The sequence below is a fragment of the Halomarinibacterium sedimenti genome (assembly GCF_019312585.1).
Lineage (GTDB): Bacteria > Bacteroidota > Bacteroidia > Flavobacteriales > Flavobacteriaceae > Halomarinibacterium > Halomarinibacterium sedimenti.
Genome location: NZ_JAHWDP010000007.1, coordinates 69,331 through 83,320 on the forward strand (window position 1 = coordinate 69,331; position 13,990 = coordinate 83,320).

14 protein-coding genes are annotated in these 13,990 nt (G+C 36.4%); 8 read left to right on the forward strand and 6 right to left on the reverse strand.

Annotated features, from left to right (window positions below):
* The first annotated feature begins 103 nt into the window (after positions 1–103).
* From KXJ69_RS12915 to KXJ69_RS12930, 4 genes are read left to right on the forward strand one after another with little or no spacing between them, the layout of a single operon-like run.
* Positions 104–1,054, forward strand: a complete 951-nt coding sequence (locus KXJ69_RS12915; RefSeq protein ID WP_219053537.1) for an isopenicillin N synthase family dioxygenase — start codon at positions 104–106, stop codon at positions 1,052–1,054.
* 3 nt (positions 1,055–1,057) lie between these two features.
* Positions 1,058–1,384, forward strand: coding sequence for a translation initiation factor (locus KXJ69_RS12920; RefSeq protein ID WP_219053538.1), 327 nt, complete (start codon positions 1,058–1,060; stop codon positions 1,382–1,384).
* Positions 1,381–2,253: a nucleoside phosphorylase gene (locus KXJ69_RS12925; RefSeq protein WP_219053539.1), complete on the forward strand. Its 873-nt coding sequence runs from the start codon at positions 1,381–1,383 to the stop codon at positions 2,251–2,253. The genes KXJ69_RS12920 and KXJ69_RS12925 overlap by 4 nt, the downstream gene beginning before the upstream one ends.
* A complete protein-coding gene (locus tag KXJ69_RS12930; RefSeq protein ID WP_219053540.1) occupies positions 2,250–3,104 on the forward strand; it encodes a substrate-binding domain-containing protein in 855 nt (284 codons plus the stop codon). Before KXJ69_RS12925 ends, KXJ69_RS12930 begins: the two co-directional genes overlap by 4 nt.
* Before the next feature lie 169 nt (positions 3,105–3,273).
* On the opposite strand, the gene ung is transcribed toward KXJ69_RS12930, so the two are convergent.
* Entirely contained in the window at positions 3,274–3,939 is a 666-nt protein-coding gene (gene ung, locus KXJ69_RS12935) for a uracil-DNA glycosylase (protein ID WP_219053541.1), read from the reverse strand.
* A 71-nt stretch (positions 3,940–4,010) separates the two neighbouring features.
* On the opposite strand from ung, the gene KXJ69_RS12940 reads away from it, so the two are divergent.
* The 3 genes from KXJ69_RS12940 to KXJ69_RS12950 all read left to right on the forward strand — a co-directional run bounded on the left by KXJ69_RS12940 (position 4,011) and on the right by KXJ69_RS12950 (position 7,380).
* Positions 4,011–6,170, forward strand: coding sequence for an endonuclease MutS2 (locus KXJ69_RS12940; RefSeq protein ID WP_219053542.1), 2,160 nt, complete (start codon positions 4,011–4,013; stop codon positions 6,168–6,170).
* Positions 6,171–6,578 (forward strand): thiol-disulfide oxidoreductase DCC family protein, encoded by a 408-nt coding sequence (locus tag KXJ69_RS12945; RefSeq protein ID WP_219053543.1) that lies wholly within the window; start codon positions 6,171–6,173, stop codon positions 6,576–6,578.
* Positions 6,579–6,639: 61 nt separating this feature from the next.
* Positions 6,640–7,380, forward strand: a complete 741-nt coding sequence (locus KXJ69_RS12950; RefSeq protein WP_219053544.1) for a methyltransferase family protein — start codon at positions 6,640–6,642, stop codon at positions 7,378–7,380.
* Positions 7,381–7,422: 42 nt separating this feature from the next.
* Here KXJ69_RS12950 and KXJ69_RS12955 read toward each other — a convergent pair whose 3' ends face one another.
* Genes KXJ69_RS12955 through gshB form a run of 3 tightly spaced genes read right to left on the reverse strand, consistent with a single transcriptional unit; the run spans position 7,423 to position 10,474 of the window.
* Positions 7,423–8,586, reverse strand: a complete 1,164-nt coding sequence (locus KXJ69_RS12955) for a peptidase MATCAP family protein (protein WP_219053545.1) — start codon at positions 8,584–8,586, stop codon at positions 7,423–7,425.
* Position 8,587: 1 nt separating this feature from the next.
* Entirely contained in the window at positions 8,588–9,418 is an 831-nt protein-coding gene (locus KXJ69_RS12960) for an N-formylglutamate amidohydrolase (protein WP_219053546.1), read from the reverse strand.
* A gap of 27 nt (positions 9,419–9,445) precedes the next feature.
* Entirely contained in the window at positions 9,446–10,474 is a 1,029-nt protein-coding gene (gene gshB / locus KXJ69_RS12965; RefSeq protein WP_219053547.1) for a glutathione synthase, read from the reverse strand.
* A 173-nt stretch (positions 10,475–10,647) separates the two neighbouring features.
* On the opposite strand from gshB, the gene KXJ69_RS12970 reads away from it, so the two are divergent.
* Entirely contained in the window at positions 10,648–11,463 is an 816-nt protein-coding gene (locus tag KXJ69_RS12970; RefSeq protein WP_219053548.1) for a mechanosensitive ion channel family protein, read from the forward strand.
* Positions 11,464–11,492: 29 nt separating this feature from the next.
* Here KXJ69_RS12970 and KXJ69_RS12975 read toward each other — a convergent pair whose 3' ends face one another.
* Together KXJ69_RS12975 and aroC are read right to left on the reverse strand one after the other, a co-directional pair.
* Complete coding sequence (locus tag KXJ69_RS12975; protein WP_219053549.1) at positions 11,493–12,797, reverse strand: dicarboxylate/amino acid:cation symporter; 1,305 nt, start codon at positions 12,795–12,797, stop codon at positions 11,493–11,495.
* 30 nt (positions 12,798–12,827) lie between these two features.
* Positions 12,828–13,892 carry a chorismate synthase gene (gene aroC / locus KXJ69_RS12980; protein ID WP_219053550.1) on the reverse strand — a complete coding sequence of 355 codons (1,065 nt, stop codon included), beginning with the start codon at positions 13,890–13,892 and terminating at the stop codon, positions 12,828–12,830.
* Positions 13,893–13,990: the final 98 nt, after the last annotated feature.

Genomic DNA, 13,990 nt, shown 5'->3' on the forward strand with positions numbered 1-13,990 from the left:
AAAGTAGAAAAATTATTAAGCTTACAAATTGGTTTTCCCTTTTTTTTCCTTCGGAATTACTACCAATAATTGGTATATTTGCACTTTGATAATATTATGTAAGATGAACAATATTCCTAGTGTAGATTTAGCCGATTTTCTTTCTGAAGATCCTAAACGAAAAGATAAATTCGTTCAAGAAATTGGAAAGGCCTATGAAGAAATAGGTTTTGTTTCTTTAAAAAATCATTTTTTAAGCGACCAACTTGTTGAAGAACTATACAAAGAAGTTAAAGCCTTTTTTGCCCTTCCTGAAGAAGCTAAGCGCAATTACGAGATTGAAGGCCTTGGAGGACAACGAGGCTATGTATCTTTTGGTAAGGAACACGCAAAAGGAAAGAAAGAAGGAGATTTAAAAGAGTTTTGGCATTTTGGACAAGAACCCAGTGATGATGCCAACCTTCCTGATACATATCCAGATAACGTTCGAGTAACAGAGCTTCCCAACTTTAATAAAACTGGGATGGAAGCTTATAGAAAGTTAGAAAAAACGGGGATTTATGTGCTCCGAGCTTTAGCTTTATATATCGGTTTGGATGAATTATATTTCGATTATTGGGCGACCAATGGAAATAGTATTTTACGACCTATTCATTACCCTCCTATTACAGAAGAACCCAAAGGGGCTGTTAGAGCTGGGGCTCATGGTGACATCAATTTAATTACCTTGTTAATGGGAGCTTCAACGGGAGGATTGCAAGTTTTACGAAATGATGGTGAATGGATTGATGCTATTCCCGAGGAAGATGAATTGGTTATTAACGTTGGGGATATGTTGGAAAGGCATACTAATAATAAATTGCGATCTACCATTCATCGCGTAGTGAATCCTCCTAGAGAACAATGGGGAACCCCACGTTATTCCATTCCATTTTTTATGCACCCTCGCAGTGATATGAAACTAAATTGTTTAGAAGAATGTATTGATGAAAACCATCCAAAAGCGTTTGAAGATATTACTGCTGGAGAGTTTTTACACCAGCGATTGGTGGAGATTGGACTTATTAAAAAATAAGCTTTGGATTTACAAGATCAACTAAAAAGTCTTTTCCCAGACCATGTTCCTTCTGAAGAACCATTAAAAGAAACTCCTTCTACTGTTTGGCTTCAAGACGAGCCATTAATTTGTAAATACGAAAAGCGTAAAGGGAAACCCATTACCATTATTGAAGGCTACAACGGCGCCGATAGCGACTTCAAACAATTGGCAAAGGAAATTAAACAATTATTAAGCGTAGGCGGAAGTTTTAAAAACGAACAAATCATTATTCAAGGAGATTATCGTGATAGAATTATGAAGTTTCTTCAGGAAAAAGGATTTAAAACCAAGCGTGTTGGCGGATGAAAATTGCAGCTTCAGAATTAATTCTAAATCCAGACGGTAGCATTTATCACTTGCAGTTAAAGCCGGGTGAAATAGCAAATACCATTATTACAGTAGGAGATCAAGATCGTGTGGAGCAGGTTTCCAAACATTTTGACACCATTGAAGTAAAAGCGCAACACCGAGAATTTAAAACCCATACAGGAACGTATAAAGGAAAACGACTTACTGTAATTTCAACGGGAATTGGTCCCGATAATATTGATATCGTTTTTAACGAACTAGATGCTTTAGTCAATATAGACTTTGACAGCAGAACCATAAAAACCGATAGAACAGTACTCAAAATTATACGAGTGGGAACTTCTGGTGGATTACAACCAGAAATTGCTTTAAATAGTTTTATTGCCAGTGGAATCGGTATTGGTTTCGACAATTTGTTGCATTTTTACGGGGATACAGATAAAATATTCAAACAAGATTTTTCCGAAGCCTTTGTAAAACACACTCAATGGAACCCCAATAACTCAAAGCCCTATGCCATTGCAGCGGATTCAGAGTTATTATCTCTTTTTACTTCCGAAATAATTACGGAAGGCATAACCACGACGAATGTTGGTTTTTATGGACCTCAGGGCCGAATATTAAGACTTCCAATTCAGGATTCCCAACTAACTGAAAAAATTGCTTCATTCCATTACAACGGAAAGAATATCACAAACCTCGAAATGGAAACGGCGGCTATTTATGGAATGGCAAAACTATTGGGGCACAAGGCACTATCATTAAATGCAATTTTAGCCAATCGGGCCTTAGGCACCTTTAGTGAGAAACCACTTGAAACCATTGAAGAACTTATTGTATATACTCTCGAAACCCTCACCAAATGAAGCATTTTAAGATAGGTGGTGTACCAGAGCACTTTAACCTACCCTGGTATTTAACGCTTAAAAATAAGGAATACCAAGAAGAAGAAATTAATCTTCGATGGATTGATTACTATGGAGGTACTGGGCAAATGTGTAAGGCATTGAGAGAAAAGGAAATTGATATGGCGGTGATTCTTACTGAAGGAATTATTCGCGATATTATTCATGGGAATGAATGTAAAATTGTACAGTGCTTTGTAAAATCACCATTAATTTGGGGAATTCATGTGGCAAAGAATTCTAATTATACTTCAGTTTCAGACTTAAAAGGAACTAAAGCAGCTATTAGCCGGTATGGAAGTGGATCCCATTTAATGGCGTATGTAAATGCTGAAAATGAAGGCTGGGATATTGAAAAAGATTTAGATTTTGAACCTATTAAAAACCTTGAAGGAGCACTGGAAGGTTTGCCAAAGGGTGATGGTGATTATTTTATGTGGGAAAAATTTACCACAAAACCTTACGTAGATAATGGAACATTTCGCTTAGTAGGTGAATGTCTTACCCCTTGGCCTTGCTTTGTGATTGCGGTAAGAAACGATGCGTTGGAAAATGAAAAGGAAGCTGTTAAAGCAATTATAGAAATTATAAATAAGACTACATTAGAATTTAAAAATATTCCCTCTATCGATAAAATGATTGCCAATAGATACAATCAGAAAATTGAAGATGTTCAGTTATGGCTTTCTTTAACGGAATGGGGTCAAGAGAATCTTTCCAGCATGCAGGTTGAAAAAGTACAAGACACCTTGCAACACCTTGATTTAATTGAAACTAAAATGCCTGCCTCAGAAATTTTATATTTTTTTTAAGAAAAACGCAACCCTACACACAACCCAGCATCTTACAAGTGTAATTTAAGTATATTATGGTAACTTTTTTAATTGTTTTGGGGGCTCTTTTAGTTACAAATTTCTTGTTGTTGCAATTTAGCTGTAACGATTCTACTGAACCTGAAGTTCCTGAAGAGGAATAGTGTTTCTACCAGTTAATCCCCTTAAGCCCTTTGTTTGAAAGGTATTTGTTCGATTTACTAAAATGTTTATTACCAAACCACAACCCTCTATTAGCACTTAGTGGAGAAGGATGACCGCTTGTTAACACTAAGTGTTTTTCCCTATTGATAACACTTCCTTTCTTTTTGGCATATCCTCCCCATAATAGAAAAACCAACTCTTCCCTACCTTCCGAAAGTTTTGAAATAACAGTATCGGTAAATTGCTCCCACCCTTTATTTTGATGACTTCCCGCTTGATGGGCTCGAACAGTTAACGTTGCATTTAACAACAATACTCCTTGATCTGCCCAACGCTCCAAATTTCCACTCACTGGAATAGGTAAATTTAAATCGGAAGCAATTTCTTTAAAGATATTTTGTAAGGATGGGGGTTGTGCAATCCCTTCTGGAACCGAAAAACACAATCCGTGCGCTTGCCCTGGTCCGTGATACGGATCTTGACCAATAATAACCACTTTTACTTGTGAAAATGGTGTATGATTAAACGCCGAAAATATTTGACTCCCTGGAGGATAACACGTATTGGATTGGTATTCTGTTTTTACAAAATTGACTAAATCTTTAAAATAGGGTTTTTCAAATTCCTCTTTTAATTGGACTAGCCAAGAAGGTTCAATTTTTACGGTCATTATTTGTACTTTTGTAGGGATTAAAAGTAAGAATTTAATAAGACACCTTTCCCGCCGTAGCGGGAATTATTATGATTAAAATTCAGAAGAATACGCTTAAGGATTTAGAGTTTCCCACAGTGCTGGAACAGATTGCCGCATTTTGTATTACCGAAATGGGTAAAGACAAAGTCTTGGAAATTCTTCCATATTCTGAAGAGGATGCTATTTTACCCGAATTACAACGAGTTAAAGAATTTACCGCTTCTTTTAAGAATGATAATCGTATTCCCAATCACGGATTTGAAGCCATTACCAAGGAATTACGCCTTTTAGAAATTGAAAATAGTGTGATTGAAGCTTCAGGTTTTAGAAGAATTCTTTCGGTAACAGAAACCACAAAAGAGCTCCTAAAATTCTTTAAAAAATACGAAGAGTTTTACACCCATTTGCAAGCATACGCCACAACTATTAATTATACTTCTCTCATTTCCGAAGCCATTCAGAACATATTAGATAAATATGGAGAAGTAAAAGATGATGCCTCCCCTGCCCTTTTTGACATTCGAAAACGACTTCAGCAAGTAAAAACCCAAGTGAGTGCTTCCTTTAGCCGTGCGTTAAGTCGGTATGCACAAGCAGATTATCTAGATGAAATTAAGGAGTCTGTGATGGAAAATAGACGTGTTTTAGCGGTAAAGGCTATGCACCGAAGAAAAGTAAAAGGGGCTGTTTTGGGGCAATCTAAAACAGGAAGTATTGTTTATATCGAACCACAAGAAACCTTAGAGTATGCCAATGAACTAAGTAATTTATATTACGAAGAAACCGAAGAAGTCAAACGCATTTTAAAAGCCCTAACGCAGTATATTTGCCCCTACAAGCCACTATTGGTAAGCTATCAGGAATATCTAATTCAAATCGATGCTTGGCATGCCAAATCGAAATACGCTTTAGAAATTAATGGAATACTCCCACTATTCTCAAAAGAACGGAATCTTCAATTAAAGAATGCGTATCATCCACTATTATTACGTTCCAACAAAAAGAAAAAAAAGAAAACCTATCCGCAATCGATTACGCTTCATTCAGAAAATAGAATCATTGTCATATCGGGGCCTAATGCGGGCGGAAAAAGTATTACACTTAAAACGGTAGGGTTACTTCAACTTATGTTTCAAAGTGGGTTGTTGATTCCTGTAGACCCGTATAGCGAGATATGTTTGTTTGATAGAGTTTTAACCGACATAGGCGATAATCAATCCATCGAAAATCATTTAAGCACCTATAGTTATCGGTTAAAACAAATGAACCAGTTTCTAAAGAAGTGTAATAAAAATACGCTCTTTTTAATTGATGAATTTGGAACTGGAAGTGATCCCGAATTGGGAGGCGCGTTGGCCGAAACCTTTTTGGAAGTGTTTTATGAAAGAGAAGCCTTCGGAATTATTACAACCCATTATTCAAATTTAAAGCTTCTAGCAAACGAACTCCCTTTTGCTACCAATGCCAATATGCAGTTTGACAGCCGAAGCTTGGAGCCTTTGTACCATCTGCACTTGGGGGAAGCAGGAAGTTCCTTTACGTTTGAAGTCGCTCAAAAAAATGGTATTCCTTATAGTTTAATAAATAAGGCAAAGAAAAAGATTGAACGTGGAAAGGTTCGTTTTGATAAGACCATTGCCAACCTTCAAAAAGAGCGTTCTAACCTTCGAAAAACCTCTGCCTCTTTAAAAACAGAAGAGGAAAAGGCCAAAGAGGAAAGCAAACAATTGGAACAGACCAATGCTAAAATTCAGCAGAAATTAGAAAGTTACCAGGAGTTGTTTGATGCTAATCAGAAACTTATTTCCTTAGGAAAACGCTTCGATATTCTTTCTGAAAAGTATTTCAATAATAAAAACAAACGAGAACTCATTGACGAGTTGATGAAGTTGGTGCTTCAGGAAAATGTGAAGCGAAAGAAAGTGGCTCCCAAAGCAAAAAAAGTTGAAAAAATAAAAGAGCAAAAAGTTCTTAAGGAAGTTGAACGTAAAGTGGAAGGCATTCGGAAACGAAAAAAGAAAGAAAAAGAAGCTGCTGCCAAATTGCCGCCACCTCCACCCAAGGTAACCTTAAAAATTGGCGATAGAGTTAGAATGATCGATGGAAGAGCTATTGGCACTATAGATACCATAGAAAAGAAAAAAGCTATTGTAAATTACGGTATGTTTACGACTAATGTAAGCTTAGAAGAACTTGAAAAAGTATAAATGAAAGACGAAAATTCATATAAAATCATTCTTTTCGACGGGGTTTGCAATCTCTGCAATAGCTCGGTAAACTTTATTATTACACACGACCCGAAGAACAAATTTAAGTTTGCCGCATTGCAAAGTGATGTTGGTGCTTCGCTAATACAAAAATATGGAATTGATACTTCCAAAACAGATTCTATCATTTTAATTGACAATCAAAAGGCCTACGTAAAGTCTTCTGCTGCACTTCGTATCGCTAAATACTTAAATAAAGGCTACCCTCTACTCTATGCATTTATCATTATCCCAAACTTTATAAGAAATTGGGTGTATGACTATATTGCTAAAAATCGCTATAAGTGGTATGGTAAAAAGGATAGTTGTATGATTCCTACTCCAGAACTCAAGCAAAAGTTCTTATAGTCCTTATTTAGTTCCCTAATTATAGATTTATACTATCTTTGCGCCATAACCCAACCCAATTATGGCTTTACGCGAAGAATTAAAAACCCAAGGTGATTTTTTATTTAGATACAGAAGTTTTTTACCCCTTATTATATTGGTGGTAGGATTGGCTGTTTTTGCCTATTTTAAACTAAATCCAGACGCGTATTGCGACTTTTTATATACCGAAACCTATAAATACATATGTTTAGGCGTTAGTTTATTAGGGTTTTTCATAAGAGTTTTCACTATAGGCTATGCTGCCGAAAATACCTCAGGTAGAAACACCCACGAAGGACAAATTGCAGATGAAATCAATACCACCGGGATCTATTCGATTGTTAGACATCCGTTGTATTTAGGGAATTTCTTTATGTGGTTGGGAATCGCGATGTTAACCGCGTCCTTTTGGTTTTTAGTAGCCTTTGTACTCTTTTATTACAGCTATTATTATCTACGTATTTGTTTTGCTGAAGAAGCTTTTTTACGCACAAAGTTTGAAGATGCCTATGTAAAGTATTCAGAAAAAGTGCCACCTTTCTTTCCTAGTTTTAAAAACTACAAAGCTTCCAATAGATCTTTTAATTTACGAAAAGTAATTCGTCAAGAGAAAAACGGAATCGCAGCCATCTTCCTCCTTTTTTGGTTCTTTGAAATGGTAGGTGATTTTATTGTGAATAAAGAATTTGTATTCAATATGGACTTTTGGTTCTACGCAGGTATTATTGCTTCGGTGGTATATCTCATACTTAAAGTATTGAAGAAGCGGAAACTGATTTAAAAAAGTTTCTTTCAAATAAAAGCCTCAATAATGAGGCTTTTATTATTTTAAATTCTCAAGAATAAACTCAATGGTTTTGCTCTGATTATTATTACTATCAAAGGCAAAATTACGATAGGGATTTTCAGAAATCATTCCCCAGTCTTTCCATTTTTTAATTAAGCCCACATTCGAAATATTTACCTTTCCAGAAAGCAAAATGTTTAAGTCTTCCTTTTTCTGATGATAATTATATACCTTTTTTAACCCCGTGAGATAGGTATAATCTTTTGTAAACCCTCCCCCTCTAAAAGCGCGAAGGCAAATATTAAAAGCTTCCTCCCTATTTAATTTATACTGATTGTGAAGCAAGTCGAAGGTTTCTCTAAACTCAAATCCTTTTCTAAGGCTATCTGCCGCAATGACTCGGTATGATAGTTCTTTTAAACGATACAACGTTAAGCAACCACTCATATATTCGCTAAAAACCGCCAATCCTTCTTGAGTTTCTACATTTTTGGGAAAGCCATTGTGAAAAATTTTCAATGTATGGCTCATTCCATTAAAGGTAGTCACCATATGTACTCCTATTTCGTGATTGGCTAGGACTTTTAACTGATTGGCACTATAACGGTGGTTCTTCTTTAAAAATAAAGTCTGCGTGTTGTTTTGAACCATCGCTGCAGCCGATATTTTATTGGAAAGCTTTACGCTGTAATTAAAATTGAATTTCTTTGAAAACTCAATAAAATAACTTTGAGCTTCTTCCACATTAAAAACAGGAAACATTTCCTCATTAAAGGCTTCATCCTTAAAATGAAGAATAAACTGGGCGTTCGCTACATCTTTTTCCGTAGGTGTTCCAAAGGATTTAAGTCCGTTGAAATAAAAACGTTTTCCTTTCCCAATGGTTTCAATACACTGAATAAGACCTGAATAATCATAGATAACATCGCGATAAAAGTTACGGGTTTCTTCGTCTTTTATCGTATCTATATCTTGCGAAAATAACGCTTGTTGAAGTTTGTGAGCATTAAAGTCAATTTTTCGGTATTTAAAAGTAGGATTGATATTATATTTTGAAGCAAAAAACTCCTTTTTTTGCTGCTCTATATTGGTAGGGTTGATATAATCGAGTAATTCAATTTTTTGAACCAATCGGTGCAATTCGGCATCAATTTTAAATAAATTAGGATACGTTTTAGAAAGGTCTTTTGTCGCAATCATATTATTTTCTGTGTGCAATGTAGAAGGCTTCTGCGTGTGCAGGAATTTTTTCCCTTAATTGTTCTTCTATCGCCGAAACGACTTCAGGAAAAACAATTTGATTTAATTCATCGCAGTAAATCTTTTTAAACTCAGTCGCCAAAACTAAGGTATTTTGAAAGTTTTGGGTAATAAATTTTAGAAAATATCCATTCCCAAAAAAGGTATCATTTATTTTGGATGTAGTTTCGTTAGTATATGGCAATTGTAATTCTGATAAAGAAACCCTCCAATTCTCGACTAGCTTTCCAAAACGTTCATTATCAATGTTGGATGTTCCTAAATTAATAACAGGTACTTCCCTATCCCAGCGTCTCCAATTGTAACTATGTATATCATAGACTACCACTACGCCAAATTTTTCTTCGAGTTTTGAAATTAAAGCTTTTACAACACGGTAAAAATTAGTGTGTTTTTCGAGGCTTTTATTGTATTGTTCTTTGGGAAGTGGGTTTTTCCAAAGTTGTTTTCCCCAAGCCGTTTCAAACACTGCATTTTCTGGATCTCGATTAAGGTCATATTCAAATCGGCTGTCACAACCCGCCATGACAATAGGATGGGAATTTACAAACTCTTTAGTACAAGGGTCTTCTTCAAACCAGCGATCGTATTGGGTATGAAGGCAATTATCCCAAAGTTCTCTTCGGAATTGTGCACCATCATGTACTGCTCCACAGACATAGTGAGTGTATTTATCAATTTTTAACGTAAAAGAATAATCTTCTGAAACAGCTTCAAAAAGTTCTTCCTTTTCAATTTTTTTGATGATGTTATCTACTGAAAGACGTTGCATACCATATTTTTTTAAGTTTGGAGTTGTTTAAGCATCATCAACGTGTTTACGAAGTTTTTTTCTCCTTTCAAAGGCGGTTACACGCTGTAGCACTTTATCTTCTACAAAGTCGATAATCTTTTCTTGAATACGAGTTTTGTAAACTCGATTCATATAGGTAATTCCTCCAGGGGACATCACATTTACTTCCACTAGCATCCCATTAATAACATCGATACCCACAAAATATAACCCGTCCTTTACTAATTTTGGACCAATTTTTCTACACAACTCTTTTTCTTGAGTAGTGAGTGTATGTTTTACAACACGTCCACCCGCACTCACATTAGAACGGTGGTCTTCTTCACCTGGAACCCGTCGCATGGCTCCAATGGGTCTTCCATTAAGCAGCAAAATTCGCACATCCCCTTGGTCTGCCCCTTCAATATAGTCTTGTAAAATCACATAGTTTGAGGTACCGTCTTTATTATCGATGTAAAAATCAAGTAATGAGTTGATACTTTTCATAGCATTCCTTTCAAGGAGGATAACGCCAGAACCACCAAAACCATTAAGCGGTTTCAAAATCATTTTTTCGGGACCTTCCTTAATTATCTTTTTTAAATATTCCTTGTTCTTCGTAACGTGCGTTTTTGGTATTATTTCGTTGTCTTCATCTTCAAAAACAGCGGTGTAAAGCTTATTGTTGGCTCTACGAATCCCGTCCAAATCATTCATAATAAAGACATCATCTTTTACACTGTCCAAGAAGTTAAGCATAATCATATCCAATGGCGGATTACTACGCAACACAATGACATCAAAACCTGCTAGAGGCAGCATTTCATCGTAAAATTCCGTTTTACTATGAAAGGATTTTAATGAGTTGGGTATTTTATCTTTTCGGGTAACACACCTGCAAAAAGCGTAGGCCACACTATCTCGAATGGTTAAATTGGCTGGTGTGGTAATTGCCATTCCGTGCCCTCTTTTTACAAACTCGTGAATCATTGCCAAAGTGGAATCGTCTTCGGGATTCATTTCGGCCCACGGATACATTATAAAACAAACGTTCATTGATTATTTATTTAGAAAATTAAATATAATAATAATCACATATTCAGCTTCCCTTTTTCAAAGTTAATATGGATTATGGGTAAAAATTTCATTTATGTTAATCAAATGTTAGCATATCAAAAATCTTAGGAAGCCCCATTCAATATTAGTAGTTTTGTGAAAAATTACATTTTATGGAATTAAGTGAAAAGGCATTAGAATGGGCTAAAGACGCACTCTTTGTATATGGTCCTAAAATTATTTCGGCACTCCTCGTTTTACTCATTGGATTATGGGTAATTAAATTATTAATAAAAGGTTTGCGGAAATTTTTTGTTAAAAAAGATTTTGATCCTACACTAGAAAAATTCCTACTTAACTTAAGTTCTTGGGGGCTTAAAATAATGCTTTTTATTGTTGTGCTAAGCCAATTAGGCATTGAGTCAACTTCATTTATTGCAGTGCTTGGTGCTGCAGGATTGGCTGTTGGTTTGGCACTACAGGGGTCGCTTTCCAATTTTGCAGGAGGCGTATTAATCATGATATTTAGGCCTTTTAAACTTGAAGATGTAATTCAGGCACAAGGCGAATTAGGTACAGTTAAGCAAATAGAAATCTTTACAACTAAGTTGTTAACCAAAGAAAATAGATTGGTTATTATACCTAACGGTGCCCTTTCTAACGGAGCTATCACCAATTTTACGGCTGAAGGATTTCAGAAAATTATACTCACTATAGGAGTCTCCTATGATGCCGATATTAAACGAACAAAAGAGGTTTTAATGGCAGCCATTAAAAAGCAGGAACATGTGTTAGAAGACCCTGCTCCTGTAGTAGAATTGGTTAATTTGAATGACAGCTCAATCGATTTCACGGTTCGTTGTTCAGTAATGAATGAACATTTCTGGCCCACGCAGTTTGCACTGCTCCCCACGATTAAAGAAGATCTTGATGCAGCAGGTATTGAAATACCATATCCGCATCAAGTGGAAATTCAAAAAAAAGGATAAAAAAAGAGCCACAATTTGTGGCCCTTTTGTTATTTATGAGGATAGTTATCATCCCAATCTTTTACATGGGGTTCTCCTAACTTCCCTTGACTTTTTGCTACCATCATAGAAACCGTGGCATCTCCAGTAACATTTACCACAGTTCGGCACATATCAAGAGGTCTATCGACAGCAAAAATAAGTGCTAGTCCAGCTTCTGGAATACCCGCTTGAGCCAGCACAATGACCAACATTACCATTCCTGCTCCTGGCACCGCTGCAGATCCTATGGAAGCCAAAGTTGCTGTGACGATAATTCCTAGTTGGGCACCTATTGAAAGGTCCATCCCAAAGGCTTGGGCAATAAAGACAGCTGCTACCGCTTGATACAAGCTTGTCCCATCCATATTGATAGTGGCTCCAATAGGTAACACAAAGCTTGTTACCTCTTTTTTAACACCTAAGTGTTCTTCCACTCGTTCCATGGTAACTGGAAGTGTGGCAGCACTAGAACTTGTTGAAAAAGCCAATAACTGGGCAGGTGCTATTCCATTTAGAAAGTATTTGGGGGACTTCTTTGTAAAAATCCAGACCAATAATAGATACACACAAATCATTAACGCTAGGCCTATAATCACACTTATGGCATACATTCCTAGAGCGGCAAAAAGATCGGCGCTAGGTGCTTCCACAACCAAGGCCGCTAATAATGCAAAAACGCCATAAGGTGCGGCAAGCATAATAAGATCAATCATTTTAAGGATGACTTCATTAAAGCCATCGAAGAAGTCTTTTACGGGTTTTGATGTTTTTTCAGGAATAAGAATTAATCCTATTCCGAAAAAAATAGCGAAGAATATTACCTGAAGCATATTTTTATTATTCGCAGAAGCTCCAATAATGTTGTCTGGAACAATATCTACCAGCGCCTGTAAAGGTCCGGCCTCTTTTTGCTTGGCAGCCTCCTGCTTGCGCATTTCTGCTTCTCCTCCATAAGCTTCTACTAATTCGTTTCGTGTGTCTTCTGAAATACTATTACCCGGCTTTACGACATTTACAACTGCAAGCCCAATTGAAACTGCAATAACCGTAGTGATTATATAAGTAGAAATTGTTCTTAGCCCCATCTTAGAAAGACTTGAAATATCTTTTAAGTCTGATACACCTTTAATTAAAGAGGCTAATATTAATGGAACAGCAATTAATTTGAGCGCATTGATAAAAATAGTTCCAAAGGGCTTTATCCAATTTCCTATAAATTGGGCTCCCCAAGAAAAATTGTTTAAAAGAAGTGCCACAACCACTCCCAAAACCATTCCTAAAATTATTTGCCAGTGTAATGCTAGTTTTTTCATACTATTTGCCCTAAAAGTCGGGTAACTATATTAAATTTTTGAAAGTCTATTCAGTAAATAAAAATCGGCTAATACTAATGCTGCCATCGCTTCAACAATTGGAACTGCACGCGGAACCACACAGGGGTCATGACGGCCTTTTCCTTGCATTTCAACCAACTCCCCCTCGGCATTTATCGTTTCTTGTTTTTGCATGATAGTAGCGACAGGCTTAAAAGCCACTGTAAAATAAATATCTTCGCCATTGGTGATTCCTCCTTGAACACCGCCGCTAAAATTAGTTTTGGTACTTCCATCTGCATTAAAAAGATCGTTGTGTTCACTTCCTTTTTGGTGGGTTCCAGCAAATCCACTTCCGTATTCAATTCCTTTTACCGCATTAATAGAAAGCATTGCTTTGCCAAGTTGTGCATGAAACTTATCAAACACAGGTTCTCCCAAACCAATAGGTACATTTTGTAACACGCAGGTAACTCTTCCTCCAACTGTATCTCCTTCTTTACGAATTTCTTTAATATACGCTTCCATTTGCTTTGCTAGGCTAGCATCGGGGCAACGAACTGGGTTTTTTTCAATTTCTGAAAAATCCAAAGCTGCATAATCTGAATCTAATTGTAGATTTCCAACTCCAGAAACGTAGGCAGTAATTTTGATGTCTTTTAGTAGTTGTTTTGCTATGGCACCCGCTGCAACACGACAAGCCGTCTCTCTGGCTGAAGATCTCCCTCCTCCTCTATAGTCGCGAATACCGTATTTCTTATCATACGTAAAATCGGCATGAGAAGGTCGATACACATCTTTAATGTGTGAGTAGTCATTCGATTTTTGATTGGTATTTTCAATAATAAAACCAATGGGTGTTCCTGTGGTTTTTCCTTCAAAAACACCCGAAAGAAACTTAACAGAGTCGGGTTCTTTACGTTGAGTTACGATAGCAGATTGTCCAGGTTTACGGCGCTGCATTTCGGCTTCAATGGCTTCAAAATCTAATATTAACCCTGCAGGGCAACCATCTATAATTCCACCCAGCGCTTCCCCATGGGATTCTCCAAAAGTGGTTAGCTTAAATGCATTTCCGAAAGAATTTCCTGCCATACCCTGTTTTCAACAAATGTAACGGATTACTGCTTAAAAATAAAAAAAATCGCCTTCTTTGGTTGTGAAGACGATTTCTTAAAAATTGGCTAATTAGT

Coding starts and splice junctions, on each gene's coding strand:
- KXJ69_RS12915 (WP_219053537.1), top strand. CDS start 104: ATGAACAATATTCCTAGTGTAGATTTAGCCGATTTTCTTTCTGAAGAT.
- KXJ69_RS12930 (WP_219053540.1), top strand. CDS start 2,250: ATGAAGCATTTTAAGATAGGTGGTGTACCAGAGCACTTTAACCTACCC.
- KXJ69_RS12925 (WP_219053539.1), top strand. CDS start 1,381: ATGAAAATTGCAGCTTCAGAATTAATTCTAAATCCAGACGGTAGCATT.
- KXJ69_RS12975 (WP_219053549.1), bottom strand. CDS start 12,797: ATGAAAAAACTAGCATTACACTGGCAAATAATTTTAGGAATGGTTTTG.
- KXJ69_RS12940 (WP_219053542.1), top strand. CDS start 4,011: ATGATTAAAATTCAGAAGAATACGCTTAAGGATTTAGAGTTTCCCACA.
- KXJ69_RS12950 (WP_219053544.1), top strand. CDS start 6,640: ATGGCTTTACGCGAAGAATTAAAAACCCAAGGTGATTTTTTATTTAGA.
- KXJ69_RS12955 (WP_219053545.1), bottom strand. CDS start 8,586: ATGATTGCGACAAAAGACCTTTCTAAAACGTATCCTAATTTATTTAAA.
- KXJ69_RS12970 (WP_219053548.1), top strand. CDS start 10,648: ATGGAATTAAGTGAAAAGGCATTAGAATGGGCTAAAGACGCACTCTTT.
- gshB (WP_219053547.1), bottom strand. CDS start 10,474: ATGAACGTTTGTTTTATAATGTATCCGTGGGCCGAAATGAATCCCGAA.
- KXJ69_RS12945 (WP_219053543.1), top strand. CDS start 6,171: ATGAAAGACGAAAATTCATATAAAATCATTCTTTTCGACGGGGTTTGC.
- KXJ69_RS12960 (WP_219053546.1), bottom strand. CDS start 9,418: ATGCAACGTCTTTCAGTAGATAACATCATCAAAAAAATTGAAAAGGAA.
- ung (WP_219053541.1), bottom strand. CDS start 3,939: ATGACCGTAAAAATTGAACCTTCTTGGCTAGTCCAATTAAAAGAGGAA.
- aroC (WP_219053550.1), bottom strand. CDS start 13,892: ATGGCAGGAAATTCTTTCGGAAATGCATTTAAGCTAACCACTTTTGGA.